This is a genomic window from Mycobacterium sp. PDNC021 (genome assembly GCF_048282635.1).
Taxonomy (GTDB): Bacteria; Actinomycetota; Actinomycetes; order Mycobacteriales; family Mycobacteriaceae; genus Mycobacterium; species Mycobacterium llatzerense.
In genome coordinates this window covers 53,706-70,892 of sequence record NZ_CP182502.1, presented here as the reverse complement: position 1 = coordinate 70,892, position 17,187 = coordinate 53,706, and the positions used below count along the sequence as shown (strand labels likewise).

The following is a 17,187-nucleotide window of genomic DNA, read 5'->3' as shown; positions in this document are numbered from 1 at the left end:
TTGAGGATAGCGCCGAACTAGTCGCTGTCAAGATAGGATGCCGTTATGGCCAAGGGCAGCTACCACCATGGCGACCTGAGGGTCGTCATCCTGGCGCAGGCGGCCGCGCTCGTCGCCGAACGCGGCGCCGACGCCATCTCACTGCGCGAGTTGGCCCGCGCGGCCGGGGTATCGCACGCGGCGCCCGCACATCACTTCACAGATCGGCGCGGATTGTTCACCGCGCTGGCAACCGAGGGCTTCACGCTACTGGCCGCGGCACTTGCTGACGCCAAGCCCGAATTCGCCTACACCGCACGGGTGTACGTGCAATTCGCCCTCGATCACCCCGGCCACTACGCCGTCATGTTCGACAAGATGCTCTACGACCCGGCCGACCCGTACCTGCGTGCCGCCGAGGACGAGGCGGCGGCCGAACTCACGGGCGGCGTCGCGACCCTCACCGATCCCAACGCGCAGCGTGACCCCGAGGGCTCGGCGCTGGCTGCCTGGTCACTGGTGCACGGCTTCGCGCTGTTGACGCTCAACGGTGCGGTCACCGACACTGACATCGACCCCGTAGACACCGCCGAGCGCCTCGCCCGGATCCTCTTCTCCGACTGACCCATCTCCCGCGAGCGCCAATGGGAACTGTTCAGGTGGCACCAATGTCACGGCAACCATCGGGACACCTGGAGTTGCCACACTGCTTACATGGCTGGCCAATTGATCGTCTCGATCTCGGGCATCCGGGACCGCACGCTGGGCGATGTCGCCGACTTCTGTAGCGAACTCGACGCACGCCAGATTCCCGCATCGCTGCTGGTCGCCCCGCGACTCAAGGGCGGCTACCGACTGGACCGCGACATTCCGACCGTCGAGTGGTTGACCAAACAACGCGCAGCGGGAGCCTCTGTCGTCCTGCACGGATTCGACGAAGCGGCCAGCAAGAAGCGCCGCGGCGAATTCGCCGCGCTGCCCGCCCACGAGGCCAACTTGCGGCTCATGGGCGCCGACCGGGTGCTCGAACACCTCGGCCTGCGCACCCGGTTGTTCGCGGCACCAGGCTGGACGGCGTCGCAGGGCACCGTGATGGCCTTGCCGCGCAACGGTTTCCGGCTGCTGGCTGGAGACAGCGGCATCACCGATCTGGTGCGGTCGACGACCTTGCGGGCTCGGGTTCTCGGCATCGGCGAAGGCTTCCTCACCGAGCCATGGTGGTGTCGCACCCTGGTGCTGGCCGCCGAACGCACAGCCCGGCGCGGCGGCACCGTCCGGCTGGCCGTGGCTGCCTCCCAGCTGCGGCGGATCGGTCCGCGGCAGGCCATGCTCGACGCCATCGATCTTTCTCTCATGCACCGCTGCGGCCCCGCGGCCTACGAGTGGCTGCCGGACCCGGCACTAACCGACGCGGCCTGAAGGCCGGGGCGCTAGCGTGGCCCCATGGACGCTGACGTCATCGTCGTGGGGGCCGGGCTCGCCGGATTGGTCGCCGCCGCTGAACTGCTGGAGCGCGGCCGGTCGGTGCTGATCGTCGACCAGGAGAACGAGGCCAATATCGGTGGCCAGGCGTTCTGGTCGTTCGGGGGTTTGTTCTTCGTCGACAGCGCCGAACAGCGGCGCGTCGGAATCCGCGACAGCTACGAGCGGGCGCTGGAAGATTGGCTGCGCACAGCGGGATTCGACCGCAGCGAGGATCACTGGCCCGAGCAGTGGGCGCGGGCCTACGTCGACTTCGCGTCCGGCGAGAAGCGCAGCTGGCTGCGCGAGCGCGGACTGCAGACCTTCGCGCTGGTCGGCTGGGCCGAGCGCGGCGGCTGGGACGGCAAGGGGCCGGGCAACTCGGTGCCGCGCTTCCACATCACCTGGGGCACCGGTCCGGCGCTGGTCGACGTCTTCGCCCGACGGGTAGTCGGGCATCCCAAGGTGAAGTTCGCGCACCGGCATCGAGTCGATGAGCTCGTCGTCGACGGTGGCGTCGTCACCGGCGTGCGCGGCGCGGTACTGGAGCCGTCGACCACTGCCCGCGGCGAAGCGTCGTCGCGTAACGCCTTGGGGGAGTTCGAGTTCCGGGCGCAGGCGGTGATCGTCGCCAGCGGCGGTATCGGGGGCAACCACGATCTGGTGCGTCAGAACTGGCCCGAGCGCATGGGCCGGGTGCCTGGCCAGCTGCTGTCGGGCGTCCCCGCGCACGTCGACGGCCGCATGCTCGGCATCAGTGCGGCCGCCGGCGCTAGCATCATCAACAACGACCGGATGTGGCACTACACCGAGGGCATCACCAACTACGACCCGGTGTGGCCGCTGCACGGCATCCGCATCCTGCCCGGCCCGTCGTCGCTGTGGCTGGATGCGACCGGCAAGCGCCTGCCCGACCCGCTGTACCCGGGCTACGACACCCTGGGCACGCTGGAACACATCTGCCAAACCGGTTACGACTACACGTGGTTCGTGCTCGACCAGAGCATCATCGCCAAAGAGTTCGGCCTGTCCGGCCAGGAGCAGAATCCCGACCTCACCGGCAAGAACCTGCGGGAAGTGCTGGCGCGCAGCCGAAATGGCGGCCCCGCCCCTGTCCGGGCGTTCGTCGACAAGGGCGTGGACTTCGTGTCGGCGAAGACGTTGCGGGACTTGGTGACTGCCATGAACAACGTGCCCGGCGTGGTGCCGCTGGACTACGCGACCGTCGAGGCCGAGGTCACCGCCCGCGACAAGGAGATGACCAGCAAGCTCACCAGCGACGGCCAGACCGTCGCCTACCGGGCGGCGCGCTCCTATCTGCCCGATCGGCTGGCGCGCATCGCCGGTCCGCACAAGCTGACCGATCCCAAGGCCGGCCCGATGATCGCGGTGAAGCTGCACATCCTGACTCGAAAGTCCTTGGGTGGCTTGCACACCGACCTCGATTCGCGGGTGCTCACGCCCGAGGGTGCGGTGCTCGACGGGCTGTACGCCGCCGGTGAAGCTGCCGGGTTCGGTGGCGGCGGGGTGCACGGCTACCGGGCGCTGGAAGGCACCTTCCTCGGGGGTTGCATCTTCTCGGGCCGGGCCGCCGGACGTGCCGCCGCCCGCGCCGTGGGCTGAGGTTTACCGCCGAACACTGCCACTTCCCCAGTGGGAGGCGCCCCTGGTTCGCGAATGGTGCAGGGCCTGCGGGCCGGCGGCCAACACCGCCAGGCACACCATGGACGTGGCATAGAACGCACCACCGATGATGTCGGTGAAGTAATGGAAGTCGTTGCTGGCCATGCCAATCGAGGGGATGGCGGCACCCATCACGGCGAGCGTGACACTCCACGGGTGAATCCCGATCGCGAGCAACAGCATGGCCGCGACGGTGATCGCCACCGTGGTGTGGCCGCTGGGATACGCCAGATTCTCGCCGTACCAAGGCCGGCCGAACAGCACCTTGAGCACCTTCGCGCCGATGATCGAGATGAGCGGGCACAGCGCGGCCACGGTGGCCAGCCGCCACTCGCGCCGCCACATCGGGATGCCGATCGCGAGCAGGTAGAGCGGCACCAGCACCCGGACCCGGTTCAGCGCCAGCATCCAGTACGGGTGCTTGCCGAGTAGTTCCTGCGACGTCTCCATGAACCAGCGGTCCAGGCCCGAGTCACCTGACCTCACGGCCAGGCCAAGCACGATCGTCGCGGTGAACCCCACCAAGGGCCACCACACCAGGAACCGCCGCGTGCTCAGAACCGCGTCTCCTGCTCGGGCGTCAGCACCCGGAAGTCCGTGTCGGTCATCTCGTCGAGTCGGCCGTAGTAGATGCCCTTGGCCTGTTCGGCGACGACGCCCTGATGGATGGGCACCGCGTGCTGCGGCGCGACGGCCCGCAGGAAGTCGACGGCCTCGGCGATCTTCATCCACGGCGCGGCGGCCGGTGCGGCGAGCACCTCGACCGGCTCGTCCGGGACGAACAACGCGTCGCCCGGATGCATCAGCCGGGCGGCGTGACCAGCATCACCGACCAGATACGAGATGTTGTCGATGATCGGGAGCTCCGGGTGGATCACGGCGTGCTTGCCACCCGCGCCCCGCACCGTCAGGTGACCGATCGACAGGGTGTCGCCGACGTGCACCGCCTGCCACGGCCCGCCCAGCTGCGCCGCGGTCATCGGGTCGGCGTACAGCTTGGCCTGCGGATTCGCCTCGACCAGGGCGGGCAGGCGCGCCGGGTCGGCATGGTCGGGGTGCTGATGGGTGATCAGGATGGCGTCCAGTCCGGTGATGCCCTCGAACCCGTGCGAGAAGTTGCCCGGGTCGAACAGCACCGTCGCTTCCGCATCGCCATCGGTGAATCGGGCCAACAGGCAGGAATGTCCGAAGTGCGTCAGCTCCATCAGTCCATTCTGGCGGCACTCGGGCGGCATCGCGGCTTTTCCCGGCGCCGGTAGAGTAAGCGCGAGCAATCCGACCCGAACAAAGGAGCGCGCGTGGCCCGCGTCGTTGTGCACGTGATGCCCAAGGCCGAGATCCTGGACCCGCAAGGCCAGGCGATTGTCGGAGCGCTGGGGCGCCTCGGAATCACCGGAGTGTCCGATGTCCGGCAGGGCAAGCGGTTCGAGCTCAAGGTCGACGACACCGTGTCCGACGAGACGCTGGAGCACGTCGCCGAGACGCTGCTGGCCAACACCGTCATCGAGGACTTCTCGGTGCACCGGGAGGACGCGTGACCACCAAGGTCGGTGTCATCACCTTCCCCGGCACGCTTGACGACGTCGATGCCGAGCGCGCGGTGCGCGCCGTCGGCGGCGAGGCCGTCAATCTCTGGCACGCCGATCCCGACCTCAAGGGCGTCGAGGCCGTCATCGTCCCCGGTGGTTTCTCCTACGGCGACTACCTGCGCTGCGGAGCCATCGCCAAGTTCGCGCCCGTGATGACGTCGGTCGTCGAAGCTGCAGGCAAGGGCATGCCCGTGCTGGGTATCTGCAACGGCTTTCAGGTGTTGTGCGAGGCCGGGCTGCTGCCGGGCGCGCTGACCCGCAACGAGGGCCTGCACTTCATCTGCCGCGACGTGTGGCTCGAGGTGACCGCGACCTCGACCGCGTGGAGCAGCCGCTACGAAGCCGGCGCCGACATCCTGATCCCGCTCAAATCGGGTGAAGGCCGGTATGTCGCTTCGGAGAACGTGCTCGACGAACTCGAGGGCGAAGGCCGCGTGGTGTTCCGCTACCGGGACAACATGAACGGCTCGATGCGCTCGATCGCCGGGGTCAGTTCGGCCAACGGCCGCGTCGTCGGCCTGATGCCGCATCCCGAGCACGCCACCGAGGCCCTCACCGGCCCGTCGGACGACGGGCTCGGCATCTTCTTCTCGGCGCTCGACGCAGTCCTCAGCGCCTGACAGCTCAGCTGTCGAGCGCGACCGACGCCTCGGCGGTGTAGCACAGGAACGTCAGCGTCTCCTGCAGGTACAGCTGCACCGAATCGGCATCGTGGGACAGGTATCCGATGGTCACGTCGGTGCCCAGTTGCAGATCGAAATCGCCGCCGCGCGTGGACAATACGAACGCGCCGTCGATGGCGGGCGCCCAGATGATCTCGCCGTCCACCAGCCGGTTCAGATGCTCCAGCAGCGGGTAGCCATGCTCTGTGGTCTCGGTGACCTTGGTGTAGGCCTCCGCCGACAGCAGCACCGAGTACGGCCCGTCCACACCAGCCAGCCGGAGCTCCGACAACGCCTGCGAGATCACATCGGGGTAGCCGCGCGGATCACTCGGCAATGCCAGCGCCGGGTTGGAACCGGAGGCTCGGATGCCTTCGATCTGCGCGTCCGCGTAGCCCTCGAAGATCGCGCGGTCCTCGGCGAAGGCCAGCTTCTTGGCGGCCTCCTTGACCGGATCCCAGTCGGAGTCCTGCGCGCCGCGCTCGACGTCGTCGATTGCCGTGCGCGACACCGTGAACGGCACCCGCAGCCGCACCAGCGGCCGGGACTCGCGGAGGTGCGCCTGGACGCCCTCGGCCGGTGACGCGACATCCACCAGGTGGCCGGTGCCGACGGCGGCGGCCGTCGGGCCGTTCGGGCCGCTCACGTCGACGACGCGGCGGCCGGCGATGTGCCGCTTGAACGTCCGCGCGGCTTCCTCTTCGATCTGCGCCCAGGCGGCGGAGGTGACGGGAGCCAGTTCGCGGTACAGGTTGTTCATTGCGGTTGACCTTTCAGACTGCCGATGGACAAGGGGCTGACGTGCTCGGGTACTGCGGGTGCAGCGGGTGTCGCCGGTAGCGGCGGGGGAGAGTCGAGGAAATCCGTTGTGGGCGTGAAGAACAGCGCACCGGTGACGGCAGTGGAGAAATCCAGGATGCGGTCGGTGTTGCCCGGCGGGTCGCCGATGAACATGTTCCGCAGCATCCGCTCGGTGACCTCGGGATCGGCCGAATACGCGATGTAGTACGTGCCGAATTCGGCGGAACCGACCCGGCCGAAGGGCATGTTGGCCCGCAGAATCTGCAACTGGTTGCCGTCGGCATCGGTGATGACGTTGAGCGCCAGATGGGAATTCGCGGGTTTCACGTCGTCGGCCATCTCGATGTCATCGAGCTTGCTGCGCCCGATCACCCGCTCCTGCTCGGCGACACTGAGTGAGTCCCACGACGACATGTCGTGCAGGTACTTCTGAATGTGAACGTAACTGCCACCGGCGAATACAGGATCCTCGTCGCCGATCTGCACGGCCGCCACGGCGTCCGGCCCGTCGGGATTCTCTGTGCCGTCGACGAACCCGAGCAGGTCGCGGTTCTCGTAGAACTTGAACCCGTGCACCTCGTCGACCACCGTGACGGCGCCGTCGAGTGACTTCAGAATCTGGCCGGCCATCTCGAAACACACGTCCATGGCATTGGCCCGGATATGGAACAGCAGATCGCCCGGCGTCGACGGGGCGTGATGCCGCGCGCCCTGCAATTCAGGGAACCGATGCAGGCCGGCCGGGCGCGGCCCCGAGAACAAGCGGTCCCAGGCGTCCGAGCCGATCGACGTCACCACCGCCAAAGCGCTTGCCGGTGTACGAAATCCGACGGCCCGGCCCAGGCCGGACAAGCCGGACAGCGCGTCGTTGACCGCGGACTCGGCGCCGTCGTTGATGGTGGCGATGAGGAAGATCGCCGCGGATGTCAGGGGACTGGTGACCGGTTGCGATCTAGGCGGACGCACGAATTCGACCCTAGCGGCAAGCGCCGCGGATTTCCGGGTGATGATGGCCTCATGACCGGAGCTACTGCCGCGGGCCTCTGCGGGTTCATCGACGCGTCGCCCTCGCCGTTCCACGTGTGCGCCACGGTGGCCGCGCGTCTGACCGCCGCCGGCTTCACCGAACTCGCCGAGACCGACGTCTGGCCTGCCACTCCAGGTAATTACTTCACGGTCCGGGCCGGCTCCCTGGTGGCGTGGCAGACGACGGACGCACCGAACCCGTTCCGCATCGTCGGAGGCCACACCGACAGCCCCAACCTGCGGGTCAAGCAGCACCCGGACCGGTTCGTCAGCGGCTGGCAGGTGGTGGCGCTGGAGCCGTACGGCGGCGCCTGGCTGAACTCCTGGCTGGACCGCGACCTCGGCATCAGCGGCCGGCTTTCGGTGCGGCGCGGCAACGCCGTCGAGGACGTGCTGGTGCGGATCGATGACCCGATCCTGCGGGTGCCGCAGCTGGCCATTCATCTGTCCGACGACCGCAAGGGCGTCAGCCTCGATCCGCAGCGGCACGTCAACGCGGTGTGGGGCGTCGGGACAGGCAGCCGCGACTTCGTCGGCTATGTCGCCGAGCGCGCGGGCGTGGCGGGCGTGGACGTGCTGGCCGCCGACCTGATGACCCACGACCTGACGCCGTCGCGGCTCATCGGTGTCGACAGCGAACTCATCAGCGCACCCCGGCTGGACAACCAGGGCACCTGCTACGCCGGGCTGGAGGCGTTCCTGGCCGCCCCGGCTGCCGCATACGTTCCGGTGCTCGCGCTGTTCGACCACGAGGAGGTCGGGTCGACGTCCGATCACGGCGCGCAGTCCGACCTGCTGCTGACGGTGCTGGAACGCATCGTGCTGGCCGCCGGCGGTACGCGGGAAGACCTGCTGCGCCGGCTGGCCGGGTCGATGGTGGCCTCCGGCGACATGGCGCACGCCACCCACCCCAACTACCCCGAGCGGCACGAGCCGGGGCACCTCATCGAGGTCAATGCCGGTCCGGTGCTGAAGGTGCAGCCCAACCTGCGGTACGCCACCGACGGCCGGACTGCCGCGGCGTTCGCACTGGCCTGCGCCCAGGCCGGGGTGCCGCTGCAGCGGTACGAGCACCGCGCCGACCTGCCATGCGGATCCACGATCGGTCCGATGACCGCCGCGCGTACCGGCATCCCGACGGTCGACGTCGGCGCCGCGCAGCTGGCGATGCACTCGGCGCGCGAGGTGATGGGCGCTCACGACGTCGCGGCCTATGCCGCGGCGCTGCAGGCGTTCCTGTCGCCGGCCTGACCTAGAGTCGCGACCATGGCACTCAAAGTGGAGATGGTCACGTTCGACTGCACCGACGCGCAGGCACTGGCCGACTGGTGGGCCGCGCAGTTCGGCGGCAAGGTGCACACGCTGATGCCGGGGGAGTTCTTCGTCGTCAACTTCGCCGAAGGCCCGAACCTGGGCTTCCAGCAGGTCGACGATCCGACGCCCGGCAAGAACCGGCTGCACCTGGATTTCCATCTCGAGGGCGACATCGAGCCCCAGATCGAGCGGCTCAAGGCTGCCGGCGCGAGCGAGACCGAGCGGCACGCGTTCGGCGAGGTGGCCCGCTGGGTGGTGCTGGCCGACCCGGAGGGCAACGCCTTCTGCATCGCCGGCGCGGCCTGACGGCTTACTGACCCGCCTGCACCTGCTGCTCGACCAGCTGGCCCTGCTGCTCGGCCTGTTGGGCCTCCTGCTGGGCCAACTCGTTCTGCTGTTCGGCCTGCTGCTGCGAGGCGATCATCTGCTGCTGGTCGATCATCTGTTGGGTCTGGTCTTCGGTGTCGTCGACCAGTTCGACACCGGTCGACACATACGGCTCAGACGCGGCGTGCCACGCCTTGGACGCGACGACGATCGCGCCGGCACAGATACACACCAATGCCGCGACCACGGCAAACACCGCGATCGTGGCTCGGTTGATACCGAGTTGGAGTCTCATTCGGCCACGCTAAATCCGGTGCGTAAGGCCCACGTTTGTGCTTCCTAGCTGCTGGCTGTGAGTGCGGTTACGATGAGTTTCCGCGCCCGCGACGGTCGACATAGTGTTGAAACATCGATCGAGAACGGAGTCGCCATGACCGGCGCCAAGGATGTATCGAAATCACGGTCCGCGTTCGCCGGCCGAACCACACCGGAGAAGGTCGGCCTTGCGCTGAGCGCCTTCCTCCTGCTGTTCCTGCTGGCCGATGCCATCCCGAAGATTCTCGGGGTGGAGTTCGCGCGCACCGCGACCGAGGGACTCGGCTTCCCGCCCTATCAGACTTACCTCATCGGATGGGTGCTGCTGGCCTGCGTCATCGCGTGGGCGATCCCCCGCACGGCAGTGCTGGGCGCGGTCGGGCTGACGGCCTATCTCGGCGGCGCGGTGACCATCGACCTGCACGAGCAGGCCTGGTTCCCGGTGGTCTTCGCGGTGGCCTTCGGCCTGCTGATCTGGGGCGCGCTCATTCTGCGGCGTCCCGCATTGCTCAAGGTGCTGATCGGCGGGACCGAGTAGCCGGCATTCGCCGTGGCGGGCGGGCGCGATCGGCAACGATAGACTCATCGGCGTGACGTCCTCGGTCGATACCGTCAATAACGCGACTACCACGCCCGATCAGCCGCAGCCGTATCGCGAGCTCGGTCTCAAGGATGACGAGTACCAGCGCATCCGCGAGATCCTCGGCCGTCGGCCCACCGACGCCGAGCTGGCGATGTACTCGGTGATGTGGAGTGAGCACTGCTCCTACAAGTCCTCGAAGGTGCATCTGCGCTACTTCGGCGAGACCACCACCGACGAGATGCGCGCCGGCATGCTGGCCGGTATCGGCGAGAACGCGGGCGTCGTCGACATCGGCGACGGCTGGGCCGTCACCTTCAAGGTCGAGTCGCACAACCACCCGTCGTACGTCGAGCCCTACCAGGGCGCGGCCACCGGCGTCGGCGGCATCGTCCGCGACATCATGGCCATGGGTGCCCGTCCGGTCGCGGTGATGGACCAGCTGCGCTTCGGCGCCGCAGACGCACCCGACACCCGCCGCGTGCTCGACGGCGTCGTCCGTGGCGTCGGTGGCTACGGCAACTCGCTCGGCCTGCCGAACATCGGCGGCGAGACCATCTTCGACCCGTCCTACGCGGGCAACCCGCTGGTGAACGCTCTGTGCGTCGGCGCGCTGCGCGTCGAGGACCTGCACCTGGCCTTCGCCTCCGGTACCGGAAACAAGATCATCCTGTTCGGTGCCCGCACGGGTCTGGACGGCATCGGCGGCGTGTCGGTGCTGGCCTCGGACACCTTCTCCGGCGACGAATCCGGCGCCGGCCGCAAGAAGCTGCCGAGCGTTCAGGTGGGCGACCCGTTCACCGAGAAGGTGCTCATCGAGTGCTGCCTCGAGCTCTACGCCGCACACCTCGTGGTCGGCATCCAGGACCTCGGCGGCGCTGGATTGTCGTGCGCCACTTCGGAACTGGCGTCCGCCGGCGACGGCGGGATGCACATCGACCTGGACCAGGTGCCGCTGCGCGCGACGGGCATGACCCCCGCCGAGGTGCTCTCCAGCGAGTCGCAGGAGCGCATGTGCGCGGTCGTGACCCCGGAGAACGTCGACGCGTTCATGGCCGTCTGCCGCAAGTGGGACGTGCTGGCCACCGTCATCGGTGAGGTCACCGACGGTGATCGACTGAAGATCAGCTGGCACGGCGAGACCGTCGTCGACGTGCCGCCGCGCACCGTCGCGCACGAGGGCCCGGTGTACAACCGGCCCGTGGCGCGCCCCGACACCCAGGACGCGCTGATCGCGGACACCTCCGCCAAGCTGACCCGGCCCAAGACCGGTGACGAGCTGCGCGCCACCCTGCTACAGCTCATCGGCAGCCCGCACCTGTGTAGCCGGGCGTTCATCACCGAGCAGTACGACCGCTACGTCCGCGGCAACACCGTCCTGGCCGAGCACGCCGATGGCGGCGTGCTGCGCATCGACGAGGCCACCGGCCGCGGCATCGCGGTGTCGACCGACGCGTCGGGCCGCTACACCCAGCTGGACCCCTACACCGGAGCGCAGCTGGCGCTGGCCGAGGCCTTCCGCAACGTCGCGGTCACCGGCGCCACCCCGGTCGCCGTCACCAACTGCCTCAACTTCGGTTCGCCGGAGGACCCGGGCGTCATGTGGCAGTTCTCGCAGGCCGTGCGTGGCCTCGCGGACGGCTGTGCGGCCCTTGGTATTCCGGTCACCGGCGGCAACGTCAGCTTCTACAACCAGACCGGCTCCACCGCGATCCTGCCGACCCCGGTGGTGGGCGTGCTCGGTGTTATCGACGATGTGCACCGCCGCATCCCGACCGGCATCGGCCTGGAGCCGGGCGAGACGTTGATCCTGCTTGGCGACACCCACGACGAGTTCGACGGCTCCGTCTGGGCCCAGGTCACTGGCGACCACCTCGGTGGCGTGCCGCCCAAGGTGGACCTGGCGCGCGAGCAGCTGCTGTCCGAGGTGCTGACCGCCGGTTCGCGCGACGGCCTGATCTCGGCCGCGCACGACCTGTCCGAGGGTGGGCTGATCCAGGCGGTCGTCGAGGCTGCCCTGGCGGGCGAAACCGGTTGCCGGGTCCTGCTTCCCGAGCACTCGGATGCGTTCGTGCAGCTGTTCTCCGAGTCGGCCGGCCGGGTGCTGGTCGCGGTGCCGCGCACCGAGGAGAGCCGCTTCCTGGCCATGTGCGAGGCCCGCGAGCTGCCGGCCGTCCGCATCGGTGTGGTGGACCCGGGCAGCGACTCGGTCGAGGTGCAGGGCCAGTTCAGCGTCACGCTGGACGAGCTGCGGCGCACCTCCGAGAGCGTGCTGCCCGCCCTGTTCTCCCACGAGTGAGCTGTGCACGAAAATCCGCGCTCGCCGCGGAATAACGTGCACAAATCACCGAGGCTGAACCATGGCCGGGCGTAAGGCGCCCGACCCGGCCACGACCCGGGCTGCGGTGTTGCTGGTCGCCGACTGGCTGCGCGACGAGCAAACCGAAGCGCCCCCGCGGGCCGCGATCGCCGACGCCGTCCGGCTGACGGCGCGCACCCTGGCGGCTGTCGCGCCCGGCGCCAGCGTCGAGGTACGCGTCCCTCCTTTCGTTGCGGTGCAGTGCATTTCGGGGCTCAGTCACACCCGCGGCAACCCGCCCAACGTGGTCGAGACCGACCCGCGCACCTGGTTGCTGCTGGCCACCGGACTGTGCACGGTGGCCGACGCCGCCGGCTTGCAGATGTCCGGATCGAGGGCCGCGGAGATCGCCGGCTGGCTGCCGCTGGTGGCGCTCACTTGAAGAACGGGTACTCCTGGACCCAGTGAAAGCCCCGGTTGCGCAGGGTGAATTGGTCGAGGTCAACCTGATCCAGGTCGATCAGCACGGGGCGGCCCTGCAGCGTGCCGGTCAACCGCAGTTGCTGGGCTGACGGGCGTGACACCCTCAGGTCGGCCAGCGTGGCACCGCCGGGTTCCGTCGCCTTGATGGTGTCGGAACCGACGGTGGCGGCGGCATCCACCAGCTCGCCGTTCATCCGCTGGTACGTCAGCGCGCCGTCCTTCTCGAAAACCAGGCGTTGCCAACGGGTCTGATCGGTCGCCAGGGGCGGCACCGGCTTGCCGTCCACACTGAACTCCCGGACCGACCAGATGCCGTACAGCTCAGGCTTGGCCTTGCCACCGCCGTAGGCGTGCCACGCCTGCCAGCTGCCGAAGATGCAGCCGACCATCACCCACAGACCCAGTACGGCCTGCGCCGTGGCGGCTCGCCGATCGGCCCGCTCGGAGCTGAACAGCGCGGGCTGGCTCACCGGCTCGGACGGGCGTTGCAGGACAAACATATTCGTCAGCCGACCCAGCTGCGGGGCGAGCAACACCAGGCTCATCAGCAGCAGATGCCCGGACAGGATCTTGACCGGCACATCGAAGGTCATGTTCAACAGGAACACCTGAGCCATGCTGGCCAGCCCGAGCAGCGTCCCCAGGGTCGCGGTGCGCGGCAGGAACATCAGCAACCCGGCCAGCACCTCGACGGCGCCGAGCACCATCTCGTACGGATGGGAGCTGCCCACCTGCAGCCACAGCACCGACGCCGGGCTCAAATCCCCGTAGGACCGCAGCAACGCGCTCGGCGGCGGCGTCGGCATCTGCGTGGGCACCAGTTTGGCGAACCCGTAGAACAACATCTGCCCGGCGACGCACAACCGCAGGAACGTCAGGAACCACGCCGACAGCCGTGCGTAGTCGGGCCGCTGTCGGTCGACCAGGGTCCACACCGCGGTCCCGACGACCGCGACAACCACCAGACTGAACACCATCACCCAGACCACGGTCTGATCGCCGCTGCCGGAGTCCTGGTGCAGCACCGCCTCGACACCGAAGACCTCGCGGCCGACCCATTTCAGCGGCGGACCCAGCACGGCCATCTGCCACATGACGGCGAGCTTCGGCAGCCACTCGCCCACGATCCCGAAGAAGGCGAAGAGGATCTGCGCGAACAGCACACAGAACAGGCCGAAGTACAGAAAACAAAACCTGAATGCGATCTTCGTCACTGTGGACCATGGCCGGGTCGGCTCCGTCGCGACCGAATCGACTAGGGCGGTACCGGTGTTCCCGGAAAATTGACTGGCCATGAAATCCATATAAACAGCCGGACTGAAGTGGGCTGATAGGACGACTGACGGCCATGCGCGAAGCCCGCCGCGGCGCGGCAGCCGAGCCGGAGTTGAGCCCGGCCGGTGCGCCGGTGGGGCGGGACTCGAAGGCGGACCGGCAATTCGATTCCGTTTACCGGCCGGCTGGACCGTAGACTCATTCGTGTCACCAACCGCCTCCCTGGGAGCAGCCCTATTGTGACCGAACAGACCGAGAACGAGCCACGCGAGGAATGCGGCGTATTCGGGGTCTGGGCCCCTGGCGAGGATGTGGCAAAGCTCACGTACTACGGCCTTTATGCGCTGCAGCACAGAGGGCAGGAAGCGGCAGGCATCGCCGTCGCTGACGGATCTCAAATCCTGGTGTTCAAGGACCTCGGTCTGGTGAGCCAGGTCTTCGATGAGCAGACCCTGGCCGCCATGCACGGCCACGTCGCCGTCGGGCACTGTCGCTACTCGACCACCGGCTCCACCACGTGGGAGAACGCGCAGCCGGTGTTCCGCAACACCGCTGCCGGCACCGGCGTCGCGCTGGGCCACAACGGCAACCTGGTCAACACCGCCGAACTGGCCACCCGGGCCCGCGCAGCCGGGCTGATCAACTCGCGTGGACACGTCGCCGCCACCACCGACTCCGACATCCTGGGCGCCCTGCTGGCCCACGGCGCCGCCGACTCGACCCTGGAACAGTCCGCGCTGGAACTGCTGCCCACGGTCCGCGGCGCGTTCTGCCTGACCTTCATGGACGAGAACACGCTGTACGCCGCACGCGACCCGCACGGCGTGCGTCCGCTGTCCCTCGGCCGGCTGGATCGCGGCTGGGTCGTCGCCTCAGAGACCGCCGCGCTGGACATCGTCGGCGCCTCGTTCGTCCGGGACATCGAGCCCGGTGAACTGCTGGCCATCGACGCCGACGGTGTGCGCTCCACCCGGTTCGCCAACCCCGAGCCCAAGAGCTGCGTCTTCGAGTACGTCTACCTGGCCCGCCCGGACAGCACCATCGCCGGCCGCTCGGTCCACGCGGCACGCGTCGAGATCGGCCGCCGGCTGTCCCAGGAGAAGCCCGTCGACGCCGACCTGGTCATCGGGGTCCCGGAATCCGGCGTACCCGCGGCTGTCGGCTACGCGCAGGGCTCGGGCATCCCGTTCGGTCAGGGCCTGATGAAGAACGCCTACGTCGGGCGCACCTTCATCCAGCCGTCGCAGACCATCCGCCAGCTCGGTATCCGGCTCAAGCTCAACCCGCTGAAGGAAGTCATCCGCGGCAAGCGGCTGATCGTCGTCGACGACTCGATCGTCCGCGGCAACACCCAGCGCGCCCTGGTCCGCATGCTGCGCGAGGCCGGCGCTGTCGAGGTGCACGTGCGCATCGCATCGCCGCCGGTGAAGTGGCCGTGCTTCTACGGCATCGACTTCGCCACCCCGGCCGAGCTGATCGCCAACGCCAAGAGCACCGAGGCGAGCGAACCCGAGATGCTCGAGGCCGTCCGGCACGCGATCGGCGCCGACTCCTTGGGCTACATCTCCAAGCAGGGCATGATCGCCGCCACCGAGCAGCCCGCCACCCGGCTGTGCAGCGCCTGCTTCGACGGCGACTACCCGATCGAACTGCCCGGTGAAGCTGCCCTCGGCAAGAACGTCGTCGAGCACATGCTGGCGTCCGCGGCCCGCACCGGACTGCCGCTGACCGTCGACAACGACAATGCCTCAGCCCTGCGTCGTCCCTGACCAGCGGCCGTCACCCGGGCGCGACGTGCATCCGTGAGGGTGCGACCGGTAGCCTTGGGGCCGATGACTAGCCAGGATGAGCGAGCTGAATCGATTGGCGCCTCCTACGCTTCGGCGGGGGTTGACATCGAGGCAGGCGATCGCGCCGTCGAATTGTTCAAGCCCCACGCCAAGAAGGCCACCCGACCCGAGGTTCGGGGCGGCCTCGGAGGTTTTGCCGGCCTGTTCGGCCTGAAAGCCGGATACCGCGAGCCACTGTTGGCCTCGTCGACCGACGGTGTGGGCACCAAACTCGCCGTGGCCCAGGCCATGGACAAGCACGACACCGTCGGCATCGACCTCGTCGCGATGGTCGTCGACGACCTCGTGGTGTGCGGTGCCGAGCCGCTGTTCCTGCAGGACTACATCGCCGTGGGACGCACCGTGCCCGAGCGGGTGGCCGAGATCGTCTCGGGCATCGCCGAGGGCTGTGTGCAGGCCGGCTGTGCGCTGCTGGGCGGCGAGACCGCCGAGCACCCGGGCCTGATGGAGCCGGACCACTACGACATCTCCGCCACCGGCGTCGGTGTCGTCGAGGCCGACGATCTGCTGGGCCCCGAGCGGGTCAAGCCGGGTGACGTGATCATCGCCATGGCCGCGACCGGCCTGCACTCCAACGGCTACTCGCTGGCGCGCAAGGTCCTGCTCGACATCGACCGGATGAACCTGACCGCGCACGTCGAGGAGTTCGGCCGCACGCTCGGCGAGGAGCTGCTGGAGCCGACGCGGATCTACGCCAAGGACTGCCTGGCGCTGGCCGCCGAGACCAAGGTGAGCACCTTCTGCCACGTCACCGGTGGTGGACTGGCCGGCAACCTGGAACGCGTCATCCCACACGGCCTGACCGCAGAGCTGGACCGCGGCACCTGGACGCCGGCACCGGTGTTCCAGATGATCGCTCAGCGCGGCCGCGTGGAGCGTGCCGAAATGGAGAAGACGTTCAACATGGGAGTCGGTATGGTCGCCGTCGTCGCGCCGGAGGACACCGACCGCGCACTGGCGATTCTGACTGCCCGGCACCTGGACTGCTGGACCCTGGGCACCGTGAACAAGGGTGGCAAGAGCAGCGTTCGCGCCGAGTTGGTAGGCCAGCACCCGCGCTTCTGACCAGACGAGTCATGCGCGGGGCTGGGCCTAGCGGCCCTGATCTCAGGGCCGCACGTGGGGTCTAGTGACGCCAGTCGTCTTCGGGTACGGCCCAGCGACCGGCGGGCTCGTCGCCCGAGTCGTCGTCCAGGTCGTTATCGATGGCACTGGTGCTGTAACCAACGGTGTCGTTCGACAGCTCCCGTTGCAACCGACCGAAATCAGTCTGCGGTGAGCTGTACTTTAGGTCTCGAGCAACCTTGGTCTGCTTTGCCTTTGCCCGGCCGCGGCCCATGGGGGACCCCCTCGCGCAATAACGGAGCGGCCCGATGTGCAGGCGGCTCCGATCTGAGTGTGTTTATTGTCCTGCCGCTAGCTTACCGTGCCCGGCGGTCTCATGCTGGCAGGCCACCCTCCCCGGGCGTCGGAGGCGAATCAGTGCAGCGCTGCGGCCTGATCGAACAGGATGACCTGGCGGATGGCCGCACCGCGGCCCGGA

At 68.3% G+C, this 17,187-nt stretch carries 19 protein-coding genes; 12 read left to right on the top strand and 7 right to left on the bottom strand.

Translation table 11 applies throughout. From position 1 onward, the window contains the following. The first annotated feature begins 45 nt into the window (after positions 1-45). The 3 genes from ACNO8X_RS00415 (at position 46) to ACNO8X_RS00405 (ending at position 3,063) form a co-directional block, all read left to right on the top strand. Positions 46-603, top strand: a complete 558-nt coding sequence (locus ACNO8X_RS00415; RefSeq protein ID WP_418003675.1) for a TetR/AcrR family transcriptional regulator — start codon at positions 46-48, stop codon at positions 601-603. A gap of 90 nt (positions 604-693) precedes the next feature. Next, on the top strand, positions 694-1,398 hold the full coding sequence (locus ACNO8X_RS00410; RefSeq protein ID WP_418003674.1) for a DUF2334 domain-containing protein: 705 nt from the start codon (positions 694-696) through the stop codon (positions 1,396-1,398). 24 nt (positions 1,399-1,422) lie between these two features. Beyond that, on the top strand, positions 1,423-3,063 hold the full coding sequence (locus tag ACNO8X_RS00405; RefSeq protein ID WP_418003673.1) for an FAD-binding dehydrogenase: 1,641 nt from the start codon (positions 1,423-1,425) through the stop codon (positions 3,061-3,063). Positions 3,064-3,066: 3 nt separating this feature from the next. Here the strand turns inward: ACNO8X_RS00405 and ACNO8X_RS00400 are convergent, their stop codons facing one another. Together ACNO8X_RS00400 and ACNO8X_RS00395 are read right to left on the bottom strand one after the other, a co-directional pair. After that, positions 3,067-3,645 carry a PA-phosphatase gene (locus tag ACNO8X_RS00400; RefSeq protein ID WP_418003672.1) on the bottom strand — a complete coding sequence of 193 codons (579 nt, stop codon included), beginning with the start codon at positions 3,643-3,645 and terminating at the stop codon, positions 3,067-3,069. 32 nt (positions 3,646-3,677) lie between these two features. Then, positions 3,678-4,328, bottom strand: coding sequence for an MBL fold metallo-hydrolase (locus tag ACNO8X_RS00395; protein ID WP_418003671.1), 651 nt, complete (start codon positions 4,326-4,328; stop codon positions 3,678-3,680). Positions 4,329-4,421: 93 nt separating this feature from the next. Between ACNO8X_RS00395 and purS the strand changes: the two genes are divergently transcribed. Together purS and purQ are read left to right on the top strand one after the other, a co-directional pair. Then, complete coding sequence (gene purS, locus ACNO8X_RS00390; protein ID WP_418003670.1) at positions 4,422-4,661, top strand: phosphoribosylformylglycinamidine synthase subunit PurS; 240 nt, start codon at positions 4,422-4,424, stop codon at positions 4,659-4,661. Beyond that, on the top strand, positions 4,658-5,332 hold the full coding sequence (gene purQ, locus ACNO8X_RS00385; RefSeq protein WP_418003669.1) for a phosphoribosylformylglycinamidine synthase subunit PurQ: 675 nt from the start codon (positions 4,658-4,660) through the stop codon (positions 5,330-5,332). Before purS ends, purQ begins: the two co-directional genes overlap by 4 nt. Positions 5,333-5,336: 4 nt before the next feature. On the opposite strand, the gene ACNO8X_RS00380 is transcribed toward purQ, so the two are convergent. Together ACNO8X_RS00380 and ACNO8X_RS00375 are read right to left on the bottom strand one after the other, a co-directional pair. Continuing rightward, positions 5,337-6,134 carry a family 1 encapsulin nanocompartment shell protein gene (locus ACNO8X_RS00380; RefSeq protein ID WP_043390374.1) on the bottom strand — a complete coding sequence of 266 codons (798 nt, stop codon included), beginning with the start codon at positions 6,132-6,134 and terminating at the stop codon, positions 5,337-5,339. Then, on the bottom strand, positions 6,131-7,141 hold the full coding sequence (locus ACNO8X_RS00375; protein ID WP_418003668.1) for a Dyp-type peroxidase: 1,011 nt from the start codon (positions 7,139-7,141) through the stop codon (positions 6,131-6,133). The genes ACNO8X_RS00380 and ACNO8X_RS00375 overlap by 4 nt, the downstream gene beginning before the upstream one ends. 51 nt (positions 7,142-7,192) lie before the next feature. Here ACNO8X_RS00375 and ACNO8X_RS00370 point away from each other — a divergent pair, with 51 nt between their 5' ends. Together ACNO8X_RS00370 and ACNO8X_RS00365 are read left to right on the top strand one after the other, a co-directional pair. Continuing rightward, positions 7,193-8,452: a M18 family aminopeptidase gene (locus tag ACNO8X_RS00370; protein ID WP_418003667.1), complete on the top strand. Its 1,260-nt coding sequence runs from the start codon at positions 7,193-7,195 to the stop codon at positions 8,450-8,452. A 15-nt stretch (positions 8,453-8,467) separates the two neighbouring features. Continuing rightward, positions 8,468-8,821: a VOC family protein gene (locus tag ACNO8X_RS00365; RefSeq protein ID WP_260972293.1), complete on the top strand. Its 354-nt coding sequence runs from the start codon at positions 8,468-8,470 to the stop codon at positions 8,819-8,821. A gap of 4 nt (positions 8,822-8,825) precedes the next feature. Here ACNO8X_RS00365 and ACNO8X_RS00360 read toward each other — a convergent pair whose 3' ends face one another. Further along, complete coding sequence (locus tag ACNO8X_RS00360; protein ID WP_418003666.1) at positions 8,826-9,137, bottom strand: hypothetical protein; 312 nt, start codon at positions 9,135-9,137, stop codon at positions 8,826-8,828. Between the two features lie 135 nt (positions 9,138-9,272). Between ACNO8X_RS00360 and ACNO8X_RS00355 the strand changes: the two genes are divergently transcribed. The 3 genes from ACNO8X_RS00355 (at position 9,273) to ACNO8X_RS00345 (ending at position 12,478) form a co-directional block, all read left to right on the top strand. Continuing rightward, positions 9,273-9,695 carry a DoxX family protein gene (locus tag ACNO8X_RS00355; protein WP_071287789.1) on the top strand — a complete coding sequence of 141 codons (423 nt, stop codon included), beginning with the start codon at positions 9,273-9,275 and terminating at the stop codon, positions 9,693-9,695. 52 nt (positions 9,696-9,747) lie between these two features. Beyond that, positions 9,748-12,036, top strand: a complete 2,289-nt coding sequence (gene purL / locus ACNO8X_RS00350) for a phosphoribosylformylglycinamidine synthase subunit PurL (protein ID WP_418003665.1) — start codon at positions 9,748-9,750, stop codon at positions 12,034-12,036. A 61-nt stretch (positions 12,037-12,097) separates the two neighbouring features. Beyond that, positions 12,098-12,478, top strand: coding sequence for a sterol carrier family protein (locus ACNO8X_RS00345; protein ID WP_418003664.1), 381 nt, complete (start codon positions 12,098-12,100; stop codon positions 12,476-12,478). Here ACNO8X_RS00345 and ACNO8X_RS00340 read toward each other — a convergent pair. After that, the gene (locus ACNO8X_RS00340) at positions 12,471-13,823 is read right to left on the bottom strand and encodes a DoxX family protein (protein WP_418003663.1); all 1,353 of its coding nucleotides are present in this window, start codon (positions 13,821-13,823) and stop codon (positions 12,471-12,473) included. The two genes, ACNO8X_RS00345 and ACNO8X_RS00340, sit on opposite strands and share 8 nt — an antisense overlap. Before the next feature lie 207 nt (positions 13,824-14,030). Here ACNO8X_RS00340 and purF point away from each other — a divergent pair, with 207 nt between their 5' ends. Both purF and purM read left to right on the top strand, forming a co-directional pair. Beyond that, positions 14,031-15,563, top strand: coding sequence for an amidophosphoribosyltransferase (purF, locus tag ACNO8X_RS00335; protein ID WP_260937932.1), 1,533 nt, complete (start codon positions 14,031-14,033; stop codon positions 15,561-15,563). A gap of 63 nt (positions 15,564-15,626) precedes the next feature. Then, positions 15,627-16,709 (top strand): phosphoribosylformylglycinamidine cyclo-ligase, encoded by a 1,083-nt coding sequence (gene purM, locus ACNO8X_RS00330; protein WP_418003662.1) that lies wholly within the window; start codon positions 15,627-15,629, stop codon positions 16,707-16,709. A gap of 61 nt (positions 16,710-16,770) precedes the next feature. Here purM and ACNO8X_RS00325 read toward each other — a convergent pair whose 3' ends face one another. Then, complete coding sequence (locus tag ACNO8X_RS00325) at positions 16,771-16,983, bottom strand: DUF3073 domain-containing protein (protein WP_133762387.1); 213 nt, start codon at positions 16,981-16,983, stop codon at positions 16,771-16,773. Positions 16,984-17,187 lie beyond the last annotated feature (204 nt).